20 protein-coding genes and 1 pseudogene are annotated in these 24,422 nt (G+C 50.1%); 14 read left to right on the top strand and 7 right to left on the bottom strand.

Annotated elements, in window-relative coordinates; genetic code table 11:
* Positions 1-180 precede the first annotated feature (180 nt).
* Both M0L20_RS05485 and M0L20_RS05480 read left to right on the top strand, forming a co-directional pair.
* Positions 181-2,559, top strand: coding sequence for a family 78 glycoside hydrolase catalytic domain (locus tag M0L20_RS05485; protein ID WP_435531823.1), 2,379 nt, complete (start codon positions 181-183; stop codon positions 2,557-2,559).
* Between the two features lie 248 nt (positions 2,560-2,807).
* Positions 2,808-3,272 (top strand): hypothetical protein, encoded by a 465-nt coding sequence (locus M0L20_RS05480; protein WP_248476021.1) that lies wholly within the window; start codon positions 2,808-2,810, stop codon positions 3,270-3,272.
* Positions 3,273-3,942: 670 nt separating this feature from the next.
* Here M0L20_RS05480 and M0L20_RS05475 read toward each other — a convergent pair.
* Entirely contained in the window at positions 3,943-4,695 is a 753-nt protein-coding gene (locus M0L20_RS05475; RefSeq protein ID WP_248476605.1) for an SDR family NAD(P)-dependent oxidoreductase, read from the bottom strand.
* Between the two features lie 353 nt (positions 4,696-5,048).
* Between M0L20_RS05475 and M0L20_RS05470 the strand changes: the two genes are divergently transcribed.
* From M0L20_RS05470 to M0L20_RS05440, 7 genes and pseudogenes are all read left to right on the top strand, one after another.
* Positions 5,049-6,218, top strand: a complete 1,170-nt coding sequence (locus M0L20_RS05470) for a 3-dehydroquinate synthase (protein WP_248476020.1) — start codon at positions 5,049-5,051, stop codon at positions 6,216-6,218.
* Positions 6,215-7,456, top strand: coding sequence for a metabolite traffic protein EboE (eboE, locus tag M0L20_RS05465; RefSeq protein ID WP_248476019.1), 1,242 nt, complete (start codon positions 6,215-6,217; stop codon positions 7,454-7,456). Before M0L20_RS05470 ends, eboE begins: the two co-directional genes overlap by 4 nt.
* A gap of 106 nt (positions 7,457-7,562) precedes the next feature.
* Entirely contained in the window at positions 7,563-8,951 is a 1,389-nt protein-coding gene (locus M0L20_RS05460) for an alkaline phosphatase family protein (RefSeq protein ID WP_248476018.1), read from the top strand.
* 39 nt (positions 8,952-8,990) lie between these two features.
* Positions 8,991-9,527 carry a hypothetical protein gene (locus M0L20_RS05455; RefSeq protein ID WP_232559847.1) on the top strand — a complete coding sequence of 179 codons (537 nt, stop codon included), beginning with the start codon at positions 8,991-8,993 and terminating at the stop codon, positions 9,525-9,527.
* Positions 9,528-9,632: 105 nt separating this feature from the next.
* Positions 9,633-10,157: a hypothetical protein gene (locus M0L20_RS05450; RefSeq protein ID WP_232559846.1), complete on the top strand. Its 525-nt coding sequence runs from the start codon at positions 9,633-9,635 to the stop codon at positions 10,155-10,157.
* Between the two features lie 551 nt (positions 10,158-10,708).
* The gene (locus M0L20_RS05445) at positions 10,709-11,890 is read left to right on the top strand and encodes a glycosyltransferase family 4 protein (protein WP_248476017.1); all 1,182 of its coding nucleotides are present in this window, start codon (positions 10,709-10,711) and stop codon (positions 11,888-11,890) included.
* Positions 11,887-12,285: pseudogene (locus tag M0L20_RS05440) on the top strand (glycosyltransferase family 2 protein); the annotation flags it as partial. The gene M0L20_RS05445 and the pseudogene M0L20_RS05440, both read left to right, overlap by 4 nt.
* A gap of 565 nt (positions 12,286-12,850) precedes the next feature.
* Here M0L20_RS05440 and M0L20_RS05435 read toward each other — a convergent pair.
* Positions 12,851-13,891: a UbiA family prenyltransferase gene (locus tag M0L20_RS05435; protein ID WP_248476016.1), complete on the bottom strand. Its 1,041-nt coding sequence runs from the start codon at positions 13,889-13,891 to the stop codon at positions 12,851-12,853.
* 63 nt (positions 13,892-13,954) lie between these two features.
* On the opposite strand from M0L20_RS05435, the gene M0L20_RS05430 reads away from it, so the two are divergent.
* From M0L20_RS05430 to M0L20_RS05415, 4 genes are read left to right on the top strand one after another with little or no spacing between them, the layout of a single operon-like run.
* Positions 13,955-14,785, top strand: coding sequence for an ABC transporter permease (locus tag M0L20_RS05430; protein WP_248476015.1), 831 nt, complete (start codon positions 13,955-13,957; stop codon positions 14,783-14,785).
* Between the two features lie 43 nt (positions 14,786-14,828).
* Positions 14,829-16,082 (top strand): ABC transporter ATP-binding protein, encoded by a 1,254-nt coding sequence (locus M0L20_RS05425; RefSeq protein WP_248476014.1) that lies wholly within the window; start codon positions 14,829-14,831, stop codon positions 16,080-16,082.
* Positions 16,070-17,176, top strand: coding sequence for a prenyltransferase/squalene oxidase repeat-containing protein (locus M0L20_RS05420; protein WP_248476013.1), 1,107 nt, complete (start codon positions 16,070-16,072; stop codon positions 17,174-17,176). Before M0L20_RS05425 ends, M0L20_RS05420 begins: the two co-directional genes overlap by 13 nt.
* Before the next feature lie 6 nt (positions 17,177-17,182).
* Positions 17,183-18,235, top strand: a complete 1,053-nt coding sequence (locus tag M0L20_RS05415) for a prenyltransferase/squalene oxidase repeat-containing protein (protein WP_248476012.1) — start codon at positions 17,183-17,185, stop codon at positions 18,233-18,235.
* 16 nt (positions 18,236-18,251) lie between these two features.
* On the opposite strand, the gene M0L20_RS05410 is transcribed toward M0L20_RS05415, so the two are convergent.
* Entirely contained in the window at positions 18,252-18,656 is a 405-nt protein-coding gene (locus M0L20_RS05410; protein WP_248476011.1) for a T9SS type A sorting domain-containing protein, read from the bottom strand.
* A gap of 291 nt (positions 18,657-18,947) precedes the next feature.
* Between M0L20_RS05410 and M0L20_RS05405 the strand changes: the two genes are divergently transcribed.
* Positions 18,948-20,324 carry a Gfo/Idh/MocA family protein gene (locus tag M0L20_RS05405; RefSeq protein WP_248476010.1) on the top strand — a complete coding sequence of 459 codons (1,377 nt, stop codon included), beginning with the start codon at positions 18,948-18,950 and terminating at the stop codon, positions 20,322-20,324.
* Between the two features lie 64 nt (positions 20,325-20,388).
* On the opposite strand, the gene M0L20_RS05400 is transcribed toward M0L20_RS05405, so the two are convergent.
* From M0L20_RS05400 to M0L20_RS05385, 4 genes are all read right to left on the bottom strand, one after another.
* The gene (locus M0L20_RS05400) at positions 20,389-21,087 is read right to left on the bottom strand and encodes a carboxylesterase family protein (protein ID WP_248476009.1); all 699 of its coding nucleotides are present in this window, start codon (positions 21,085-21,087) and stop codon (positions 20,389-20,391) included.
* An 83-nt stretch (positions 21,088-21,170) separates the two neighbouring features.
* Positions 21,171-22,727 carry a sensor histidine kinase gene (locus M0L20_RS05395; RefSeq protein WP_232559836.1) on the bottom strand — a complete coding sequence of 519 codons (1,557 nt, stop codon included), beginning with the start codon at positions 22,725-22,727 and terminating at the stop codon, positions 21,171-21,173.
* Between the two features lie 85 nt (positions 22,728-22,812).
* Positions 22,813-23,610 (bottom strand): alpha/beta fold hydrolase, encoded by a 798-nt coding sequence (locus M0L20_RS05390; protein WP_232559835.1) that lies wholly within the window; start codon positions 23,608-23,610, stop codon positions 22,813-22,815.
* Positions 23,611-23,987: 377 nt separating this feature from the next.
* Positions 23,988-24,386, bottom strand: coding sequence for a hypothetical protein (locus M0L20_RS05385; protein WP_232559834.1), 399 nt, complete (start codon positions 24,384-24,386; stop codon positions 23,988-23,990).
* Positions 24,387-24,422: the final 36 nt, after the last annotated feature.

Here is a 24,422-nt window from a genome sequence, read left to right as displayed (position 1 = left end):
ACAGTGGTGTCGGGTGCTCACAACCGACACCACAAAACCACGACTCTATAACCGGCATGCTGGTACGCCCGATAAACACCCGCTTTTACTTGCTTGGCGAACTAGCGTAAGCTCTATCTTTGCAAGAAAACGTTTTGTGTGAATCTGCATTTTCGAGTACTCCGTTTATTGAGTTCAGCTATCGGATTGGCGTTTTGGGCTAATTCGCTAATCGCTCAAACGCCAGTTCCCAACTGGACCAATCAATACTGGCCTGCCCGCTGGATTTTGCACCCGACTGCTCCCGCCCGGCAGTACGGTATCTATCATTTGCGAAAAGTGATCGACTTAGCGCAAAAGCCCGCCCGTTTCGTGGTTCATGTGTCGGCGGACAATCGCTATCGGTTGTTCGTGAACGGGAAAGCCGTTGCGCATGGTCCCGCCCGAAGTGACACCCAAAACTGGAATTACGAAACCATTGACCTCGCTCCCTTCTTACAGGCGGGTAACAACGTGTTGGCTGCGCAGGTGTGGTACATGGGTGAGGGCGCTCCCTTTGCGCAGATGAGCTATCAATTTGGGTTTCTGTTGCAGGGTGACGGCGACGCGGAGAAGATAGCCAATACCGATGCTTCCTGGAAGATACTCCACAATCTGGCGTATTCGCCCATTAAAAACGACATTCCGAAATTACGTACCTACATCGTTGTGGGCGACGGTGACCGTGTTGATGGGGCTCGTTATCCCTGGGGCTGGGAACAACTCAACTTCGATGACAAAGCGTGGGTAGCTGCCAAACCGCTTGGCTTTGCGACTAAACCACGTGGTTTGGGAACCGATGGCAACTGGGGACTTGTGCCACGCACCATTCCGATGATGGAGGAAAAGCCATTACGGCTGGCGACGGTTCGGCGCAGTGAAAACGGGCGCATGGACGATACCTTTTTACAAGGTAAAGCGCCGGTAACCGTTCCCGCCAATACAAAAGCCGTATTCCTGCTGGATCAGGGACACCTGACCAACGCCTATCCTGAATTAACCGTCAGCCAGGGGCAGGGTACAACCGTGACGCTGAGTTACGCCGAAGCGTTGATCGATGCGAAAGGTCAGAAAGGCAATCGAAACGAGATTACGGGTCGAACGTTGCGCGGTTTCGATGATCAGTTCGTAGCCGATGGAGGAGATCGTCGTACCTTCCGCCCACTCTGGTTTCGCACCTACCGCTACCTGCAACTAACGGTTGAGACAAAAGATAAACCGCTGGTTCTGGATGACCTTGTCGGTCAGTTTACAGGCTATCCATTCGAAGAAAAAGCGCAGTTTACTGCCAGCGATACGACGTTAAAACCGCTCTGGAACGTTGGTTGGCGCACCGCCCGGCTTTGTGCGGGTGAGAACTACTACGATTGTCCGTATTACGAACAGCTGCAATATACCGGCGACACGCGCATTCAATCGATGATTTCGCTGTACGTAACCGGCGACGACCGGCTGATGCGGAAAGCGATTATGGACTATGAACACAGCCGTTTCAACGACGGGCTGACGCAGAGCCGTTACCCATCCGCCGATTTTCAGGTGATTCCTACCTTTTCGCTGTTCTGGGTTTGTATGGTGCACGATTACTGGATGCACCGCCAGGACGATGCGTTCGTAAAATCATTTTTGCCCGGAATAATGGGAGTTCTGAACTGGCATGAGCAACGACTGGCGGTAACCGGCCTGAACGGACCGCTGGAATGGTGGAATTTTGTAGACTGGTCGAAGTGGCAAAATGCGGGTGATGAAATTGCCGGTGGTGTTCCGGCGGGAGCGCGCAAAGGTGGATCAAGTATTTTATCGCTTCAACAGGCATACACCTACTTCCGGGCGGGTGATTTGCTGGCGCATTACGGCAAGAACGAGCAGGCCGAACATTACCGCGAGTTAGGCCGTAAACTGAACAAGGCAGTCTATGCGCAATGCTGGGACGCGGGTCGAAATCTGATGGCAGACACTCCGCTTGCTGCTGCCGGACAATCCGGTAAAACCAGCTTTAGCCAGCACGCGAATATCCTGGCCGTGCTGACGGATGCGGTACCCGCAGCGCAACAGGCATCGCTCCTGCAAAAAGTGATGACCGATACCTCCCTGACGCAGGCTACGTTTTACTTCAAATTCTATTTGTTCGAAGCGTTGAAAAAAGCAGGTCTCGGTGATCAGTTCGTGACGCAGCTAAAACCCTGGCGCGATATGCTGGCTATGGGCTTAACCACCTTTGCCGAAAATCCGGAACCGACGCGTTCGGACTGCCACGCCTGGAGCGCATCACCCTTATACGAATTTCTGTCGTTGACCTGCGGCATAAAACCGGCTGAGCCGGGCTTTAAAACCGTACGTATTGAGCCGTTTCTGGGAGATTTAACCAACGTAGAGGGACGAATGCCGCATCCGGTAGGCGAAATAGCGGTACAGTTTCAAAAAACACCAACGGGTGGATTGACCGGTACTATAACTCTGCCCGCAACCCTGACGGGTATACTGCGCTGGAAAGGAAAAACGCTGCCGCTCAAGGCGGGGAAGCAGGCCGTAAGTCTATAAATTTAAGAACCCCTTTTTGCCGCCAGAGTGACTTAAACGGAGTAAAAGGTACCGGTTCCGAAATAAACAGCCTGTATTAAGGGCTTGGGCTTTACTGACCTGCCTTACATTCACCGTTTTTTCTATTTTTGTGGCTTACAAGTTACGGTGGGTATCGAAACGCCTGGACATATTGACCGGGCGTTTTTTTTTGTAACCGGCTGTGCTAATAAATTCGTACTTACAAGGTGCTCTGCATCCGTCCGATCATGAAGCTGTTTTTCTGCTTAGCCATCGCGTTTGTCTTTCGTTCATTTGCGGGAAAAGCGCAGACGATTCCCAGTGGGGCCGATGCGATCGAAGTAACGACCACATTAGCCGATTCGACGCTTTTCGAGTCGGTTCAGGCTTATCTGGAAGAAGCCGGATTTGATATTGAAGTAGCCAGCGAAGAGGAAGGAACGATTACAACGCAGTATCAGACTGTAACGGAGTTTAAGACGATTCGACAACCCGTTCAGATACGAATAACTGCCACGCTGGAAAACGGAGTGGTGGTATTCAAAGGACAGGTAACTTCGCGTAACGCCGGGAATACCTACGAAAATGAACCTGTTGTGAACAACGAGTCATTAGGAGGGATTGGTAATGGTGCGTTTCTGTTCCTGGATGAAGTGGTGAATCGGTACGCCAAAACGCTGGATCAGGCGACGGTGGAATACAACATTCCCTAATTTGACTACCGTTCTATCAATAAACAACCGCAACTGCACAGAGGGTACCAATTATAGAAACACTTTTGGAACTGTTCAGTTAGTCGCTTGTGCCTGTGTGTGGGCACTGTGTTAAAGTGCACTACCAAGGGAAGCCCGGTTTAGGCCGGGTTTTTTTGCTAAAAAGCGACGATTCCAGCCAGCTTTCACCGATTTAGTATCGCGTTGCAAGCGATGTGGTGTCGGCGGGGCCGCCCACGCGGTTCTTAGAACCGACACGGTGGGCCAACCTTGCCACACGAAGTCATCCTGGGTAGCTTATAAACGTTCGCTCGATCAAACAAGAACCGAACCTCACCATTGAACAAGCTACCAGATTCTGTTAAAAAAGCTTACTAGCGCCGTCTCAGTTACTCTCCGGATTCGAACACTTAGCAATGAGTCAAAAAAAAGACCGTTCTCGAAAGAACGGCCTAATGAAAAGAAAAGTGTTATCGAACAGATATACGTACGCTGTGGTTAGTTTAGATTGCTTACCCAGAAAATTTTTTAGAAAAAACCAGAATAAGCCCTTCCAACTATAGCGTATTTTCAGGTAAGCTGTTGACTGCTAGTTGTTTTATTTTTCGTAAAAACCCAAAAAGACCGGCGTACTAATTCGTTTTCGCTCCTACGAATAAGGCGCAGATGATCACTTTCGGTAAATGGTCGTTGCTGAGGCTTGCGCACCTGCCAGGATCGTGAGGTCGGCAATGGTGACATGGGCGGGGGCCGTTACTACGTAAACGATTGTGTCAGCAATGTCGATGGGTGTTAGGGGTTTAAAGCCTTCGTATACTTTTGCCGCCCGTTCGTTGTCGCCTTTGAAGCGTACCATCGAGAATTCTGTTTCGACCGCCCCCGGTGCAATATTCGTCACCTTTATGCCATGCTGCGTGAGATCGAGTCTCATACCGGTGCTAAGGGCTTCTACAGCTGCTTTACTAGCGCAATACACGGCTCCGTTGGCATACGTTTCTTTGCCAGCAATGGAACTGATGTTGACAATGTGGCCCCGCTTTCGCTGAACCATACCCGGAATAATGGCTTTTGACACGTACAAAAGCCCTTGTACATTACCATCGATCATCTGATCCCAGTCGTTTGGGTCGCCGTCCTGGATAGGAGCGAGGCCATGCGCATTGCCAGCGTTGTTGACCAGAATATCGATGGATTGCCATTCGGTGGGAAGCGTGCTGATCGCCTGTTCGACTTCATCCCGTGTCCGTACGTCAAACGCCAGCGTTATGACGGGGGTCTGCGCGCCAAGAACGTCTTCCAGTTCGTCTAAACGCTCTTGCCGTCGGCCACACAAAATAAGGCGATAATTAAGATCGGCGAAGGCTTCGGCAGTAGCGCGGCCAATACCCGAAGTGGCGCCGGTAATGAGTGCAATCATACTGATTCGGTTGTAAGGTCTTGTGCAAAGCTAATAGAATACTCGGGGTCCATGCCGCCACTCGCTCAGTAAACGGTTGTTTGACCCGTTTTGCTAGCAGCTGGCATTCGGGAAGCCATGATAAACCGTATACCCACACCTGGAACGATTTCTACGAGCGGGTATAATCAAGCGAGATTTCTCTTCTTATTTCGTCGCCCCGTGCGTACGAGTTACGCTGCCCTAGGCTACTCTGCAAACATATCTGTGTACTAGATACGCAATAACATCATATCTGCGCCAACCAATGGACTTTTTTGGGCAAAACTGTTGTTAATTTGGTAAGTTTGAATTTTATAGTCAGAGTGAATATTAATGAAATGAGCCACCTGCAACAGTCCTTCGCGGTTCGGTTTACGTACAACGTCTTTTTTACCGAAAAGCTTTTCAAGAGTACCAATCCGCTACTTGCCGATTTTTTTACGCAACAGAGCAGCGAACTACGAAAAAAGATTCTTTTTGTTATCGATTCGGGCGTTGCCGATGCGCACCCTGATCTGTTAACGGACATCAAAGCGTACTTTGCTCAACTGACTGATCGAGTAGAACTCGTACCCGAGTTGATCGTTATTCCGGGTGGCGAAATTTCCAAAAACGACCCGGCGCTGGTTGAACAGCTGGTGGATGCTGTAGACCGTCATGGCGTGGATCGGCATTCGTACATAGTTGCTGTTGGGGGCGGCTCGGTCCTGGATATGGTTGGCTATGCTGCGGCTATTTCGCACCGGGGTATTCGCCACATTCGTATTCCAACGACCGTTTTGTCGCAGAACGATTCCGGCGTTGGCGTCAAGAACAGCGTTAACTACCGGGGTAAAAAGAATTTTCTGGGTACGTTCGTGCCGCCCGTGGCTGTTTTCAATGACCGTGATTTCCTGATAACGCTCGATGATCGCGACTGGCGGGCTGGTATCTCCGAAGCCATTAAAGTGGCGTTGATCAAAGACTCTCTGTTTTTCGAGTGGATCGAACGCAACGCCGAAGCCCTGGCCGCTCGGGACATGGAGACGATGGATTACCTGATTCACCGTTGCGCAGAAATGCACCTGGAACACATTGCCGGGGGCGATCCGTTTGAAATGGGTTCGTCGCGTCCGCTGGATTTTGGACACTGGAGCGCCCATAAACTGGAACAATTGACCAATTTCGAATTGCGGCACGGGGAAGCGGTCGCCATTGGTATCGCGATGGACTGCCTGTACTCGCAGCAGCTCGGCTGGCTTACCGACGCGGATACAAACCGGGTGCTCAAGACATTGCGGACGCTTGGTTTTTCGCTTTACCAGCCTATGCTCGATGCCGATGAAAGCAAAGGCGTTTTAAAAGGATTAGCCGAATTTCGTGAACATCTCGGTGGTCAGCTGACCATCATGCTGTTGCAGGGCATCGGAAAAGGCGTAGAAGTTCATGAGATCGATGCGGCAAAGGTTCGCTGGTCGATTGCCACCTTAAAAGAGCAGGAGCCGACGGCTGAATCGCAACTCGTATGAAGCTAAATACGCTTGGGCACCTTGGTTACTGCACCAATATTCACGCGGGTGAAACCTGGCCCGATCATTTTGAGGCTCTACAGCAGGCGGTTCCCGAACTAAAGCGAAGGCTTTCGCCCGACGGTCCCTTTGGTATTGGCCTGCGCCTGTCCGACGTGGCTAGTGAAGAACTGGAAAAGCCCGAAAATCTGGTTGCCTTTCAACATTGGCTGGCCGACAACGATTGTTATGTGTTCACGATGAACGGCTTTCCGTTCGGTGGATTTCATCATACTGTCGTCAAAGATCAGGTGCATACGCCCGACTGGACAACCGAAGCGCGGGTTGAATACACCAAACGCCTGTTCCGGATTTTGTCGGTGCTGCTGCCCGTTGATGAACTGGGAAATGCTATTCAGGGTGGCGTATCAACGTCGCCTTTATCGTATCGACACTGGTTCGAATGGGATCAACCGGCGGCCCGTGATTACATCTTTTCCCAGACGACGCAGAACGTACTCGAAGTCGTGGCTGAGTTAATCAAGCTGCGACAGCAAACGGACCGGCTGATGCACCTCGATCTGGAACCCGAACCCGACGGTGTTATTGAAACAAGCGACGAGTTTATTGCCTGGTTTACAGATTATCTCTTGCCAATGGGTATCGAGCAATTGACGGAGCAGTTTGGTTTGACCGACGAGGAAGCCGAAGCTCGTATCTGCGAACACGTCCGGCTCTGCTACGACGTTTGTCATTTTGCCGTCGGCTACGAACAACCGGCTGACGTGCTCGCCAAAATTAAAGAGTATGGACTGCGCGTCGGTAAGATTCAGATTAGTGCGGCTTTGAAAGCGCAGTTTCCTGCTGATGCGGAAGGACGGGCAGCGGTTCGGCAAGCGTTCGAGCAATTCAACGAGCCCACGTATCTGCATCAGGTTGTAGCACGAACGCAATCGGGCGAACTCCTGCGGTTCAAGGATCTGCCCGAAGCCTTGGCGGCCTTTGACGAAACCCATGCCGAATGGCGGGCACATTTTCACGTTCCCCTGTTCGTTTCGGATTATGGAGTTCTGCAATCTACGCAAGATGATATCGGTGAAGTGCTACGGTTATTGACGGACCGGCCTTTCACGAATCAGATGGAGGTAGAAACGTACACGTGGGACGTATTGCCCGAAGCCCTGAAACTGGATCTGGTCGATTCTATCGAGCGCGAAATCCGCTGGGTTTTAAGTGATCTGGAGGTCCGCGTCGGGTAGTTAAATCAATAAATTGAGTCGAAGTACCCTGACTATCCTGGCTGGTAGTCACTACGTATATTCACACACATAATTCCTTGCCGGATAGCTTGTCCGGGTTACACGTATGAAAAAGACTGTAGTAATCGACGTTGTTGGGTTGTCTTATTCGCTGATTGGCGAACACACGCCTTTTCTAAAACAGTGGTTTGCCAGTAAGCACCAGGCTACCATCGATCCGATGCTGCCAGCATTGACAACGTCGGTACAGTCTACGTATGTAACGGGAAAGTGGCCTAGTGAAACCGGTATCGTTGGCAATGGCTGGTACGACCGCATCGATTCAGAAGTAAAATTCTGGAAGCAGTCCAACAAGCTTGTTGCGGGCGAAAAAATTTGGGAGCGTGCCAAAAAGATCGACCCGAATTTCACGGTGTCGAAAATGTTCTGGTGGTACAACATGTACTCTACCGCTGATTTTTCGGCGACGCCCCGCCCGCAGTACCCATCGGATGGTATCAAACTTCCTGACTGTTACACCCAGCCTGGCGACCTGCGCGACAAGCTTCAAAAAGAGCTTGGCACATTTCCGCTTTTTCAGTTCTGGGGGCCACAGACAACGATAAAAAGTAGTCGCTGGATTGCCGATGCATCGATGCTCGTCGATAAGTGGCACAATCCAACGCTGACGCTGATTTACCTGCCGCACCTGGATTACTGCGTGCAGAAATTCGGACAGGATTTCTCGAAAATAGCGAACGACCTGCGCGAAATCGATGATGTGTGCCGGGATTTGATCCAGCATTATGAAAAACAGGGCGCTGAGGTGGTCGTGTTATCGGAATACGGCATCACGAACGTCAGTCGGCCTATTCACATCAACCGGATTCTGCGCGAAGCGGGGATGATTCGCTACCGCGAAGAGCGTGGATTGGAGTTGTTTGATGCGGGTGCTTCACCTGCCTTTGCAACGCCCGATCACCAGATTGCCCACGTTTACATCAATGATCCAGGTGTTTTTGAAAAAGTGCGGTCAATCCTGGAAAACACACCGGGCGTTGAGTTGGTCCTGGACAAAGAGCAGCAGAAGGAGTACCACATCGATCACGAACGCTCCGGCGATCTGGTGGTTGTTGCCGACGCCGATAGCTGGTTTACGTATTACTATTGGCTGGACGACGCCCGCGCTCCAGACTACGCCCGGTTGGTTGCTATTCACCAGAAGCCCGGTTATGACCCCGTCGAGATGTTTATGGATCAGACCAACCCACTCATTAAATTAAAGGCGGGTTACAAGCTGGGTCGTAAACTGCTTGGATTCCGCTATCTGATGAACGTGATTTCACTCGATGCTACGTTGGTCAAAGGATCGCATGGCCGCATCGGGACGGCGCGGGAACATCATCCTGTATTTGTAAGCAGTCAGAACGTGGGAAACAACCTGTCGGCGGTAGACGTTTACGATCAGCTGTGGAAAATTATGACCGCAGGCGTACTCCAAAAACAGACCCGTTGAGTTCTTGGTTATTCGGACGGAAGAACGTAAATTAAAGCTATGAAAGCTCTCGTCGCTCTTGTTCTGCTCGTCTCCGCCTGTACCTCGCACCGGCTGCCAAGCGTGAATGCTCCGGCTGATGGGGCTGAATATTACCAGCCTAATCAGCCAACGTACGCGCTTCAGTCGCGCATTTTGCCTGATCCGCACGGTGGGCTTGGTCACTCACAGGACCCTGACATTCGGGTGACGGACATTCGCCTGACGGCTACCTACACGGTGCTTTATCTTACGTACGGCAAAAGCAAAGACGACCGCTACTTTAACTACGCGGGTACCAGTGCTATTTCCTTTAATCCGAAAGCCGTTTTAGCTTCGTCGGATGGAAAACGTACGTATGCATTGTTGAAGACGGAAGGTATTCCAACGTCCCCGGAAACCGTTGAAATCAAGCAGGACGCCAAACTGTCATTTGTCTTGTATTTCGACCGGCTCGACAAAGGCGTCGAAGCGTTTGATTTGTTCGAATGCAAGAGCGATAATGAGAATTCCTGCTTTAACGTGGCCGGAATGACCGTCCGAAATCCGGTTGAATAAGGGGTGCTGCCGTTGAAATAATATCTTTTTAATCGTCACGAACATACTGCCTTTCAGTAATCAGACGTTACAACTATATTGCCGTGGTATAGTAAAGTCTGTAGTATGTCGTTTTTTGCCTTCTTCGAACGCCGTTTACGTGTATCTTCTCGTTCTGTTTTTTTTCTCTTCTGCTTCTTTCTGAGCCTCATTACGCTTGCACAGGTCACGCTCAAATACCGGATGCTGAACGGATATTTTCTAAGCAATGACGCGCCTGTCAACAAGGGAAAACCGACCCTGTTTGTATTCGACAAGGCGGATGCGTTCGAAAAAGTATTCAAGCCGGCGACTACGATGAGCAAGCGCCCCGATATGCCGAATTTCAACAGAGAAGTAGTTATCGGCATCTCAATACCGGCTACCAACAAACCGCCAAAGTTGTCCATCAGCAGGGTATTCGTCCAGGATTCGGTGATGACCGTCCGCTACATCCGGATGACAGACACAACCCTGACGAAAAATCCGTTGTCATACACCGTTCAGCCCATGCTGCTTTTGGCGGTACCTGCCCAAAAAGTGTTGAAAACACGGCTGATCGAAAATGGTAAAGTCATTCTGACGCTCAAAAAGCAGGAGGACGAAGAGTAGCCAGGATTAATTATTATTTAGCGCTTTATAGTCGTATACGGTATCGGTTGGGTTTTAGCCGGGCCGCATCCTATCGCTGTGTCCAATTGAATCGTTATCGAGTCGATTGATACATCCTTTCTATTACTTCGGTCTGTACCCAAACATCCCGACTACAGAAATCTACATCGCATAGATACGAGTTAAAAGCCATGCACTGTCAATAAAAACTGTGTTTGGCTTTTCTGCTATCTTTTTGGTAAGTTACCGTTTTGTTTAGTAGCGCTGATGACAACAAAAGGATATTTACTAAAGTATTGTTTATGTAAAATAAGTATACCAAAATAGTTATAATTTGACCTTTTTTTACTCTTGCCTACCGCTTAATAACTAGATACTATATATGATAGATAGTTTGTTTTTATTAGTAGATAAATAGGGATACTCTATCATAAGACTATACAAGGTGCATGTCTGCTCTCGTGCCAGTTTTGTGCTGTTTACCGATCGTTACAAGCTGTTGATGACGAAGTGGTTCTGAAAATTTAGTGAAGCGAAAGATAGCTATACGGATGCGGTTTGTAATTGTTAGTTCCTGTCCTGTCGATTGGGGAGGTAGTGAAGAACTTTGGGCTCGTGCGGCCCATTTTTTGATCCAGTCGGGGCATCAGGTGCATGTTTTCAAAACGAATGTCAATCCGCATCACCCTCGTATAATTGCCTTGCGGGATGCTGGTTGCACAGTCACCGATCTGTATCAGTTGCTTCCGGTACTAAGGCGACTCCGAAACCGGCTGGTGCCGTATCGTTGGTTGAATGGGCAGGACGGAACGTTACAATTATTGAAAAAGGCTTTGCAAGTAATTCGCCCTCATCTGACGATTGTAGCGCAAGGCAATAATTTTGACGGAATCAAATTTGCCGACCTGTGCCGCCATCAGAATCTTCCTTACGTATTGATCGCGCAGAAAGCCGTTCACTGTCTGTATCCGTACGATGGTGATCGACCGATGATTCAACGGGCTTATCAATCGGCAGAGCGCTGTTTTTTTGTGTCACAACATAATGTCGAACTGACGCGCTGGCAGCTTAGCCTGCCCTTACCGAACGCCAAAGTCGTTTTTAATCCAGTCAATGTTTCTTTTGACGCCAGTGAGGTATCGTCGTTTCCCTCGTTTGCGGATGGGGTTCGGTTGGCCTGCGTCGCTCGGCTTGATATTTTTGACAAGGGGCAGGACATCTTGTTGGAGGTGCTAACGAAGCCTAAATGGCGCGCACGCCAGTGGCAGATCACGTTTTTTGGAGCCGGACCCCATCGGCAGGCCGTTGAGGAACTTACCCACTTTCTGAATATAGCCGACCGAACGCATTTTGCCGGTCACGTACCTAATCCCGCTGTTATCTGGCAAACACACCATGCGCTGATACTACCATCGCGTAGTGAAGGCTTACCACTCGCTATGGTTGAAACGATGCTTTGCAGCCGCCCCTCGATAATAACCAACGTTGGTGGCGTCGCCGAACTGTTAACGGATAACGAGACGGGATTCCTGGCAGCCACGCCTACCGCAGACGCTATTGATGATGCGCTCGAACGGGCCTGGCAACGATTGGCCGACTGGCCCCAGATGGGCGCTCGGGCGCGACAATATGCACTCGATCGGGTGCCGGCCGATGCCATCGAGCAATTTGGCCATCAACTTCTTCAGCTGGTTAATCACACCGAATCGGCTCCTAATCTTGTTCTCCAATGAGTCAGCCGCTTGTATCGATTATTATTCCTACTTATAACCGAGGACACCTCATTGAAAGAGCACTGCGTAGTGTACGCGCGCAAACCTATTCGCCCTGGCAAATTATTGTTATTGACGATGGGTCAGCAGATGGTACAAAAGAGCGGTTGGCCGACATTGACGACATCGAATACTATTACCAGCCTAACCAGGGACAGGCCGCTGCCCGCACCCAGGGTCTTCAGTACTGCCGGGGTGAATACATAGCCTCGCTCGATTCCGATGATGAGTGGCACCCTGATTTTTTGGCCAACGGTATGGCGATGTTGCAAAAGCACCAGCTGGACTTTGTATTTGCGAGTTGGCGAACCAGCAACGATTGCACCGGCTACGCGCACAATCTGCTATTACCCGAACAGCGTAAACGGTTCTGTACCCAAACAGATAATGGATGGTGGCTGCTGAGTCCCAGCCAGAACCGGCGCATAATGATCGAAAACTGTCCATCCCCGTCGTCTTCGCTGATCATTCGTCGGAGTTCGTTTCCGGGTTCCTGGAATCGCCAAATGCGCATTGCCGACGACTGGTGTATGCTTCTGGATATGGTGATCAACCGTCCCTGCCGCTCGGCGTTTACACCGATACCGCACTGGACGAAGCATATTCATGAAACAAACATCTGGGACTGCCGCGATCACACCCTTATTATTCCCGACGTTGGCTTTCATGACGAGCAGGTCTTGCTGGATCGCTTCAAACATCAGTTGACTCCAGTCGAGAAACGCATTTTTCGTCGGCGGTTGGCTATGCATCATTTTACCTTCGCTTACTTTAGCTGGAAAAAATCGGTAGCCTCTTCGGTCGTTTTACGTCACTTAAGCATTGCTTTTCAACTGGCCCCGTACCGGGTTAGTCAGGAACTGGCGGTCTGGAGCCGGGAGCATCTTCAGAAGCGATTAAGTTTCAAGCCCGTTGTTGTCGCTAACGGAGCAGACGATGGCGCAGATGCCCCGCAATGTGATACGCGTTCCGGAGGGAATCGGACAGGTGACTACCAAAGAGAAGTAAGTGCAGCACCAGAACCGCCATATCGACGGGATAGCGGGCGCTCTGAGTCAGTAGAATTGCCAGCGGATAGTACGTAATATAGTACTCGTTCAGCACGATACGCTGGTTAGGCGCTAGTACGTAAAGACGAATGTTCCACAGCTTCCGGCGCATGAACTCCTGAATTACGTACAGAGCCAAAGCGATTAGGGCCGCTGAATTAGCCAGTAAAATCAGTAGTACGGCAAAGGCCGTTACTTCAATCGGAAAAATAACCCATTGACCCAGTCGTTGAGCGGTAACTTCACCAACGTGCGTAACAAAGGTGTTGATACCCGCCTGTCGGTCGGCTACCACGTCACTGAGTACATGCCAGAGAATGTTGCGAATGCCACAGGCCAGCGACCAGACGCCGATGGCCCACCACCAGCCGTCCGGGACCGTGTGGCCTACCCAATGACTGATCAAAGCTATTGTGAACAATTGAGGGAACAGATGCGCACCCGCTGCGTCGGCCAGCACACCCGCAAAGCTTCGCGTCTTTAGCCGGAACGGCGGAATTGAATACAGCGAATAAGCGATCCAGGCACCCGAGTACCAAAGACTGACCGCCGGGGCAATGGTCCAGAAATAATACCCGAATGCCAGTCCTATTGCCAGACAGAGGCCCAGGACTGACCAGACAAACGTGGTAGACTTATCGGCCAAACGGTTGGCTTTGCCAGCGGCTCGGTCGATGGCCCGGTCGGTCCAGTCGTTGATCAGGCTGACGTAAACGGCACCAACGGTCAGGGCCAGCAGCAGAATCAGCAGACACGGTAGCAGCGACCAAAGCGAAGCACCTGTCAGATACGTAGTGGCGTAAGCGGTGGCCAGCAGGGGCGAAAATTTGTAGCCCCACCATTCTCTGGCACGAACCAATACGTTTATCTGCGCACCCATGCGACGAAGAGACGATACGAAAGGCTGACCCATTGATGCCGATTCGAAATGTTAACCGAATGTGAATAGAAGTAAACAGCTTGTAATTTACAACCAATGACCGAAACTATTTACTCAGCGCATTCGCCCTTGCTGACACCCCGCCGTTTTTTGGGCGAAATCAAAGCCGATATGCGCATTGTGTATCATGTCGGCTGGCAGTTATTCGTCCGTAACCTGAAGGTACAGGTACGTCAGAATCTGCTCGGATACGTTTGGATGGTGTTGCCTCCGCTAGTTACGGGACTGGTCTGGATGTATTTAGGTCAGGCGAAAGTACTGAAAGGGCTAACGTCGTCGGTTCCCTACCCGGTTTTCGTGCTGACGGGGTTGTTTCTCTGGCAGGGCTTTGTAGAGGCTCTCAACTGCCCCCTGCAACAGCTCCAGCAGGCTCGTTCAACCATCTCGAAGGTCCGGGTTCCCCACGAAGCGTTCATTGTGGCCGGACTAGGGGCCGTGCTGTTCAATAGCACGGTCCGGATGCTGATACTGCTCATTGTGCTGATTGGATTCCAGATGCCCTGGCACGCAACCATGCTATTGGCTCCCCTAGGACTCGCCGTGCTGGTTATTTTCGGGTTGGGGTTGGGCTATTTACTGGCACCGGTCGGTTTGCTTTATGCCGACATTGCTAATGCCTTGCCGGTTGTCATTAATCTATGGTTCCTGATAACACCCATCGTGTATAGTCCCCCAGCATCAATGGCATCGATCATTGCCTGGAATCCGGTAACGCCACTGCTCACGACCACCCGCGATTGGCTGCTGATGGGGGCGGTCCAGCCCTCGACCGGATTTACGCTGGTTGCCCTCGGATCGTGTTTGCTTTTGCTGACGAGTTGGCTGCTGTACCGGCTGGCTAAGCCGCACCTGATCGTTCGTTTGTAAATCCTTTCGCCGAGAATCAGGTTTTTTTACTATTAGATTGTCAATGAATACCGTACCTATACTCTCCGTCGATAATCTTTCTAAAAAGTTTAGTACATCATTTCGCCGGTCGCTTTGGTACGGCGTGAAAGATATTGCCAAGGATCTTACTCCTTACAGACGCCCTAAAACCCAAGACAACGGACACCTTCGTAAAACGGAGTTTTGGGGCTTGCAAAACATCTCCTTTAATCTACACAAAGGGGAGTCGCTGGCGATTGTTGGCGACAACGGGGCCGGAAAAAGTACGCTTCTGAAAATACTGAACGGCCTGATAAAGCCCGACCGGGGACAGGTTCGGATTCGCGGTAATGTCGGGGCGCTTATTGAACTGGGGATCGGGTTGGACCCTGTTTTATCGGGCCGCGAAAATATCTACGTGCGGGCCGCTCTGTTGGGCCTCTCTAAACGGCAGGTGGACCCGCTGATCGAGCAGATTATAGATTTCACGGGACTAGGCGACGCTATTCATATGCCCGTACAGTTCTACAGTTCAGGCATGACGGCCCGCCTGGCTTATGCTGTAGCGGCTCATCTAAACCCGGATATTTTGTTGGTTGACGAGGTTCTAGCAGTGGGCGATCTGGATTTTCAGCGTAAGTGCCTTAAGCATATGCAGAGCTACCTATCGGCGGGGGGCTCTATCATTCTCGTATCACACGTACCGTATCATATTCAGGCGGTTTGTCAGCGCGGCCTTTTGCTTGAAAAAGGGCAGGTCCAATTTTCCGGTACCGCGACAGAAACGCTGGATCACTATTTTTCCCAGCAACATCAGCATGTAGCCTCAACAGGAGAAGAGACGCAGGCAGTGCTTAGCTCCGACCGTCCGATTGCTATTCGTAGTTTGACTATGCAGGTGATGAGTTCGGCGTCGGCGGTAATTCAGCCCGGTAGCGAAATAAAGGTAACGCTTGCGTATCAGTCGCTGATACCGTTTGAGAACTTAGGATGGACCTTTTTTATATGGACTGGCGATGGGGCAACGTGCATCACAGGGGCCATTCCAGCAACGCCCATAGCCTTAAAAGCAGGGCAACACGAAATAGCATGCCGATTGCCAAGGTTACCCTTGACCGCAGGTAGTTATCTGTTAAAGGCTGCTATTTTTGAGTTTAATTCGTTACAGGTCCTAGCCCATCTGGGTTGGGAAAATTCACCAGTTCGGTTGCTGGTAGAAGAAGGAGCTAGTATGACAAAGAATATGCAGTCAATGGCCCAGCAGCTGGTTACTATCGATGTAGAATGGATCGATTGAATCAAATAGCGTTGTCGCGGCTCAATCAGGTCGAGCAAGCTGTCCTGCGGGGTATTGATTATCTGTACCAGCACCAGTACCCCAATGGAGAATTCTGCTGCTATAGAGCGCTCGACAGACGGATGCAGGAACAGTGCACACCCGATAGCGTAGCCGCGCCAACGGCAATCGTTGCCAATACACTGCTGGGGCTGAATGATCATCCTAAAGTCAGTGCTGTGCTTGTGCGTGCCGTTTCTTTCTTGGATTATCAGATGATGCGGGGTGGAGCTTGCAATTACTACGCGCTTCGGAATCCTTTATTCCCGCTTTGTCCACCCGATGTTGACAGTACCGTTCACGTTGGCGCTTTGTTCGATGCACTAAACGTTGATTATCCTCGGGCCGATATGCGGTCATTATTGCTATTAAATCAGGGCAACAACGGAGCGCTGTATACCTGGTTGATGCTGCGCCCCCGACCGACGCTCAACCGGCTGTACTGGCGCACGGGCTTACGGATCGTCAAACGTCCGTTTGACAGTCTGCTTTTCTGGAAAAAACAAGGGTATCGGCGCACGGACGTTGGTAAAGTTATCAATGCCAATGCCTTGTATTATCTGGGTCTTAGCGAAGCCACGCAACCCATTCTGGACTATTTGGTGAAGCTTGTTCATACCAAGCAGGAACCAGCGTCCGATAGCTGGTACCGTAGCCCAATCACGTTCTACTACGCGCTGGGACGCCTTATTGACAAGGGCGTTCGCCAACTGGAGAATGTACGACCTGTCGTACTAGAACGCCTGTTAAGCCATCAACAACCGGACGGATTGTTCGGGGAGAGTCCGCTGGAAACAGCACAGGCACTCAGTGCGCTGATCTACTGGCAGGGAAACCCAATGGTCATCGAACGAACCGCGACGGTGCTACTGGCACAACAGGCTAAACAGGGCGAATGGTCGAGAACTGTTCTCTTAGGCCGGGAGCCCGGTAAAACGGCTGGCTGGGGATCGGAAGAATTAACGACGGGCTTTTGCCTGGAAGCTCTGACTTCTTATCGGAATTGGCTAAAAAAGCGGGATACAGGCAAGTTAAGTTATACACCTATCGCGTAACAAACTATGAATCAGCTCGGTCAGTTAGAAGCGGCAATAAACAAGGGTGTGCAGTACTTGGAGCAACACCAGTACCCAAACGGTGAGTTTTGCTGCTACATTGCCGCCGACGAGCCTATGCAAGGTTGGTGCATTACAGATAGCACCGTTTTTGCCACAATGGTAGTCGCTTCCTGTCTGCTGCCCCTCAATGAACGCCCGGAGGTCGATGCCATGATCACCCGCGCTACTGACTATATCGCCGGACAGATGCACCGGGGTGGGGTGTGGCCCGTATTTTCTGAGCGTCATCCCTGGCATCATATGGTTCCTTACGACGCCGACAGCTTGGCTTATGCGTCGGCCTTACTGGAAGCGCGTGGAGTACGCTGCTTTGAGGAAAGCAACGTACCGCTTCTACTGGCTAACCGGAGTCAACAGGGGTTATTTTACACCTGGTTTATTTTGCGTCCGCGCTGGCATACCAACCGAACGCACTGGCGGCTAGCCATCAAAGAAATAAGCCAACCGATTACCAGTTTTTTCTTCTGGCGGGCCAACGAGTGTACCCGAGCTGACATCGATCTGGGTATTAATACCAACATCGTCTACTACCTGGGCGAGACCGAGCAGACCCGGCCCGTAATCGTAGCGCTGATCCAGACCATTGCGGAAGGGCGGGAAGGCAACTGCGATAAATGGTACCGCAATCCGTATAACATGTATTATCTGCTGTCGCGCGCCTACAAGCGGGGAGTCGTCAGTCTTGAACCCGTTATCCAGCCCATCGTCGAACGCATCGTAGCTGGTGTGCAACCCGACGGGCGAATAGGGAAATCGGTATTGGACACCGCATTTGCCATCAGTACGTTGCTCAATTTTGGGGCCGATGTGCCGCCGTTGACCAACGCTGTTTCGTATTTAATTGCAAAGCAGGGAGAAGCTGGCGAATGGCCTCGCTGGTTGTTCTACTACGGCGGTCCTAAACTCTTGCAGGGCTGGGGTTCTGAAGAACTGACGACGGGCTTCTGTCTGGAAGCACTGGCTGGTTATCGACAAAAAAAGCAGTTGCTGGCTTAGACCGTAACGCTTAGGCTTAAAGCAAGGTAATGGTACGAATCATCTTCCGGGGCTTCCAGGGCATAATTTTAAAATCCCGAAAAATCACCTCCAAACCGTTCGACACTTTCAGAGTGTAGTTGCCAACGGCCAATTCCATCAGGTTTAAACTGTATCGGCGTACGGTGTCCATCGGAGCCATCGTCTGATCAAACAGTAACGTACCTTTTTGATCGATAAGGTGTATGTGCAACTGCCCGCCGGGTTGCTTGTTGATGTTGACTCGTAACCGGCTGCTGTCTGCCGAAACGTACGCGCTTAGCTGATAGCGGGCCAGCCTGGTTGGTGGGATGTGTTGGGCTGTGGCTATAGAAACAAAGATCATGAGCGTCAACAGGTTCATGATGAACCCAAAAGCGAAGAGTCTTGAGAAAGGTTTCATCGTTTCGAGATTGAAAAAGAGGTTCACAACTGATTGTATGCAGGCAAGCCAAAGACGAGTAACCAGCGGAATAATTTGGCGGATTGGTTTGAACGGCTCACCAAACCCATGAGTGGTAAAGCGCGGAATTATTGACGGATAAACTGGTAGTTTCTTTACTTTTTTGCTTTTGTAAACGTATGGCTGTCGATGTGCACCGGTGTTGTTTCGTCAGGAACGATGATACACGAAGCGCGGACAGTATATACAGTCTGAAAACTCGGTTTCGGCCGGCTGAACCCTCAACATAGCATGCATAGTTTCAACATTAACCGTCGCCGTTTTTTGCAGGGAACTACCGCTTCCCTTGCTCTTTCAACGTTTGGAGCCAGAGGCATGGACCTGATCAATCCTACCAAAACGCTCCGGGTAGGTTTGATTGGAACGGGTTGGTACGGGAAAAGTGATTTGTTTCGGCTGATTCAGGTAGCCCCCGTTGAGGTGGTGGCGCTTTGTGATGTCGATAAAAACATGATGGCGGGAGCCGCCAAACTAGTAAGCCAGCGTCAGAAATCGGGTAAAACGCCCCGTATGTATGGCGATTACCGCAAAATGTTGGCGGACAATCAACTGGATATCGTCTTGATCGGTACGCCCGACCACTGGCACGCCCTGCAAACCATCGACGCGGTAAAAGCTGGTGCGCATGTGTACGTGCAGAAGCCGATCAGCGTCGACGTGATCGAAGGCGAAGCGATGGTAGCAGCCGCCCGGAAGTACAACCGGGTGGTACAGGTAGGTACGCAGCGCAAAAGTACGCCACACCTGATCGACGCGAAGAAAAACATCGTTGATGCCGGATTGCTGGGTAAAGTCTCGCACGTAGATATGTGCTGTTACTTTCACATGCGGAACAATGGCAATCCACCGGTACAGGCCGTTCCCGATTTTCTGGACTACGAAATGTGGACAGGACCCGCACCGATGCGCCCGTACGACGGTTTGCCGCATGTTCGCTGGTGGCGCACGTTTATGGAGTACGGCAATGGCATTACCGGCGATATGTGCGTCCATATGTTCGACACGGTGCGCTGGATGCTGAACCTGGGATGGCCAAACCGGATCAGTTCAAGCGGTGGCATTTACGTCCAGAAAGAAGGCAAATCCAACATCTCCGATACCCAATCGGTCCTGTTCGAATACGACGGTCTCAACTGCGCCTGGCAGCACCGAACCTGGGGTACAGCCGCTAACCCCGACTATCCCTGGTCGCTGACGTTGTACGGTGACAAAGGAACCTTGTGGGCTAGTACCATGGCGTACGATTTCATTCCCGATGGAAAAGGTGAGAAAATTCATAAGGACGTAGTCTACGAAAAGGAAAAATACCCCGAAGACGTTACGGAGCCAACCGAACCCAAAATTGAGCTGAATGCTGCTCCGGCTACGCGTCTGCACATGCTTAATTTCCTGGATGCGATCGATAAAGGTAGCCGCCCGATAGCTGATATTGAGCAAGGCCACATTTCGACGGCTAGCTGCATCCTGGCTAATATGTCGATGAAAACTGGACGGCCCATTGTCTACGATCCGCAAAAGCGGGAAATCGTCGGCGACCGCGAAGCGAATGCGCTGCTCCAGCGACCTTATCGGCAGCCCTGGGTGCATCCGGACCCGAACAAAGTCTAATGAAAGAAGAACGGGTAACTACACCAATTACCCGTTCTTGTTTCATTACTGAGCCAGCAGAAGCTTAGTTGTGCTGTTGAAGCATCCAACGGTAAATGGATTTGTCTTCGTAGAGGTACTGAATGTCATGGCCGGTGTTTTTGAGCCGGGTAAATTTTACGTTTCCTCTACATTGTTCCAAGCGTCTGACCAAACGTTCGGTTTCGTCAATGGGAATCAGATCGTCGGCTGTTCCGTGGAAGGTCCAGATGGGTATGTTCTTAATGTTGCAAACCTGCGTTGAGTCATCGCAGCCACCGCATAACGGTACAACAGCCGCAAACTTATCCGGATAGGCTACCGCAGTCTGCCAGGCCCCGTACCCACCCATGCTGATACCGGTTAAGTAGACTCGCTTTGGATCGATTCGGTATTTTGTCGTTAGGTCCGCGTAGAGTGGTTCAAACCAGTTATCGGTTGACCAGAACTTATCGTCGGGGCACTGCGGTGACGCAATGATAAAAGGAAAATCCTGGCCCTTGCTGACCAGAGAAGGCGGGCCATAGACGTTCAGTTTGGTTAAGTCGTTGCCCCGCTGTGAACCACCATGAAGGTAAATGACCAACGGATAAGCCGTTTTGGTAGCCGAATAGCCTTTGGGTAGATAAAGCTGGTACTTGTAGTCCGCTTTAACCTTACCAGTTGACGCTGGCTGCGCATAGCCGTTCAGACTAAACAGGAGTAGGGTAAGGCAATAAAACGTGGAAAACAGACTGGTGGACATCCTTGGGCGTATCAAGTCGCAAAGATTGACAAATTCTCTTAGCCGTTTTCTGCTGGCGGTTCAATCACCTAACAGACGTAAGCTTATTGAGCCGTGATCTGATCACTGACGCGGACGAATGTTATGGGGAAAACCAAACGGAAGGTCGTGCCGACATTGACCGTGCTATCGACTTCGATGGTTGCTCCCAACTTGTCGGTTAATGCTTTGACAATGGATAACCCCAAACCTGACGATCCTTCATTGTTGGTTGGTTGAGCGGATAAACGCTGAAACCGTTTGAACAATTTAGTGCGGTCCTGGTCGGAGATGCCGGGACCTTCATCTCTGACCGAGATTGTCAGCTGATCATCCCGCATATCTGTTTCGACGTATATGTTTCGTCCGAAGGGAGAAAACTTCAGGGCATTACTGACCAGGTTATCAAGAATACGAACCAGTGATTCTGGATCGGTATGCAACAGAACGGGCTGCTCTACACGGCGGGTGTGCAACGTAATCTCCTTCTGGTAAGCCTGCGCCGAAAACCCTTCGACGATCACACTAATTAAATCGTCAAGCTCGACATCTTCCATCTGGACCGGAAGGTTCGACGAAATAAGCTTGTTGAAGTAAACGATGCTGTCGATGAGGTTTAGCCCACGCTTAATGGTCTTCTGGCCGTATTCGATGTTTTCGTTTTGCTCTTCGTTCAACGGCCCATGCATGGGAAGAAAATTGAAAATAAAACTGAGCGTGGCCAATGGCGATTTTAAATCGTGGGCGATGACACTGATCAGATTCTCGATTTCGCGGTTAGCCTCCGAAAGCTGCTGATTTTTCTGATACAGTTCGGTTACATCGTTGAACAGCCAGATCCGCCCTTTGAAGTAAGGGGAGAAAATAGGTCTGGTCAGAATCGACAGGATCTTGTCCGAGAAAATCCAAAGCCATTCTTTAATGCTAAAATTCGAATCGCGAATAAACTCAGCGGCTGTGTGGTTGATCGCATCCAGGTTGAGAGCCTGATTGCGAAGTTTCAACATGCCAATGGACAAGCTCGCCGGTGAGGGACGGAGATCACCTTGCTCAAGATCCAGTAATTCAATGGCTGCCTGATTTACCCAGCTCGTTTCGTCTTCTTCATTAACAAGGACAATCGCCTGAGGCACAATGCCAAAGATGAATCGATATTGCTGTTCGAGGGCAATGCGCTGAAGCGACAAACTCGTAATCAGAATTTTGTCGCTGAATCGGTACAGGACATCCTCGACATCCTCAGCAGGTAAATCGTTTGGTTCGGTCCAGACAATCAACGCCCAGCCTTTGACCGAATAATTGTTCAGGCGGAAACCCGCCACCTGCCTGTAGCCGCCTAGTAGCGCCTTCAGGGCCCGGCGGGGGGTGAAATCACTTTCCAGAAAGAAACAAGTCTCGCGGGTTAAATCAATAAGCTGCGCAGGATTGAAAGACGCCGAATTTATTTTTGACGAGCCCGTGAATTGCACAGTCGCTGTCCACTCGTCTCGTTCCTGGAGAATGAAACAATCATCGGCGCCGAGGAAAGCAAGCGTTTCGGCTATATAGGCTTCGACAAGTTTCGGACCGATTTCAGTTGCTTCAATAGCCCGAAAACGTCTCTCAAGTACCTTAAAATCCATCGATGTAAGTGGTCAACCGATCCAGTCACTACTCTATAAGCAAATTGATGGTAGACGGAGCAAAGTATTGTTGTGACAGAAAAGTCTAGTTCAGAAATAGTTTGATTTTCTGTACAACTTTGTCGGGATCACTGATGTGTGGTAAGTGTCCTTCACCATCGATCAACGATAATCTCGCATTAGGCATATACTTTTCCAGGTAGTAGCTTACATCAATCGGAACGGCAACGTCATCTTTGTTCTGAAGCAATAAGGTTGGGTGCATTAACTTAGTAATGTCTGACCGATGATCGGAGTAAAAAATAACCTTTGCAATACAGAGCGCTACATCAGGGCGCATAGCAGATAACGTTTTTGCAAATGCCGCAGCGTATTGCGGTCGATCTGGATTTGCCATAATCATGGGCGCAAAACCACTGGCCCAAGCGTGGAAGTTACTTTCCATTTGGGCGAAAAGCGCTTCCAGAACCTCTGTATTAAAGCCACCAATATAATTTTCCTGATCAACATAACAGGGGGAGGCATTTAATAAAACAAGTTTCGAGAACCAGGTTGGCTCCTGTATAGCGGCAAGTGTTCCGCTCATGCCACCCGCCGAATGACCAATAAAAACCACGTCTCGCAGTTCCAATTCATCGAAGATGTCCAATATGTCATCCGCAAATGAGTATAGCTGCTTGTATTTACGCGGATTAAAATGAGGGGCGGTTATTTCGTTCGCTCCAACGTAGTCGAACAATACGACTCGGTGTGTATCAAAAAAGGCTGGCGCAACACCATTCCACGCTGTTTGATCGGTACCAAAACCATGAGCGAATACCAATGTCTTATCTGCCTGCTGGTTGCCAAGCAAACGCACATTATTCCTTACAAGTACAGACATGCTCAGTTGTAAAAAATGTTACCAGATTGATTATTATATTTATAACGGGTTAATTATATTAACATCAAGTCAAATATATAAAAAAGGGTTCAATCACACATCATATATATTCGTTAAGTAACTATGAATAGTTTGCGTCTTTTGAGAAATCAATTATGTGGTCTCTAACCTATGTGATAACAGACATATGTTTTCACTAGTAAGCAAAAAGACAACTATTTCAGGAGTTGTCTTTTTGCTTACTAGTGAAAAGCCAAGAAAACGGTGTAGGGTGTGGCGACGCGAGTTAAAAGCACACGTAAAAAAAAGGTGGAAGTTTCTCTCTTGTCCTACACCAGAGAGTAAGCGTTTACTAATGCCTTTGCATAGGCTATGCTTTACACCTTGCTTTCTGGATACACTTTTTTGTGTTGCGCAACCAGTATAGCGTACTGTTCTGGGGTCAATATCGACTTGTACTGATGAACTTTCTCCGTCTCTACTGCTACGGCCAGCACACGTAGCTTTTGGTTATTCATACCGGTTCGTTTCAGCGCTTTTACGCCTTCATTGAATTTCACCGTCGCATCGGTTATGACCTGCTTCGCTTTGGGTAGCTGCTGATCGGTAAGCTTAAGCCGTTGCTTGTCGGCTTTCAGAACCGATTTAATGATCATGCCGATGGTTGCTCCATTGTTGAGAAACACGAATTTCTGGTTTTCAACTGATTGATTTTGAGCAAACGTCTGGGTGAATAAACCAAGCAGAAGTGCGGTGACGATACAGATAATTTTCATTGTTATTGAGTCAAAGCTATTGCGGTATATGCCGTG

Source organism: Spirosoma liriopis (genome assembly GCF_023196085.1).
GTDB lineage: Bacteria > Bacteroidota > Bacteroidia > Cytophagales > Spirosomataceae > Spirosoma > Spirosoma oryzicola.
Note: the sequence above shows the minus strand (reverse complement) of the source record. Positions and strands in the feature narration are given on the sequence as shown.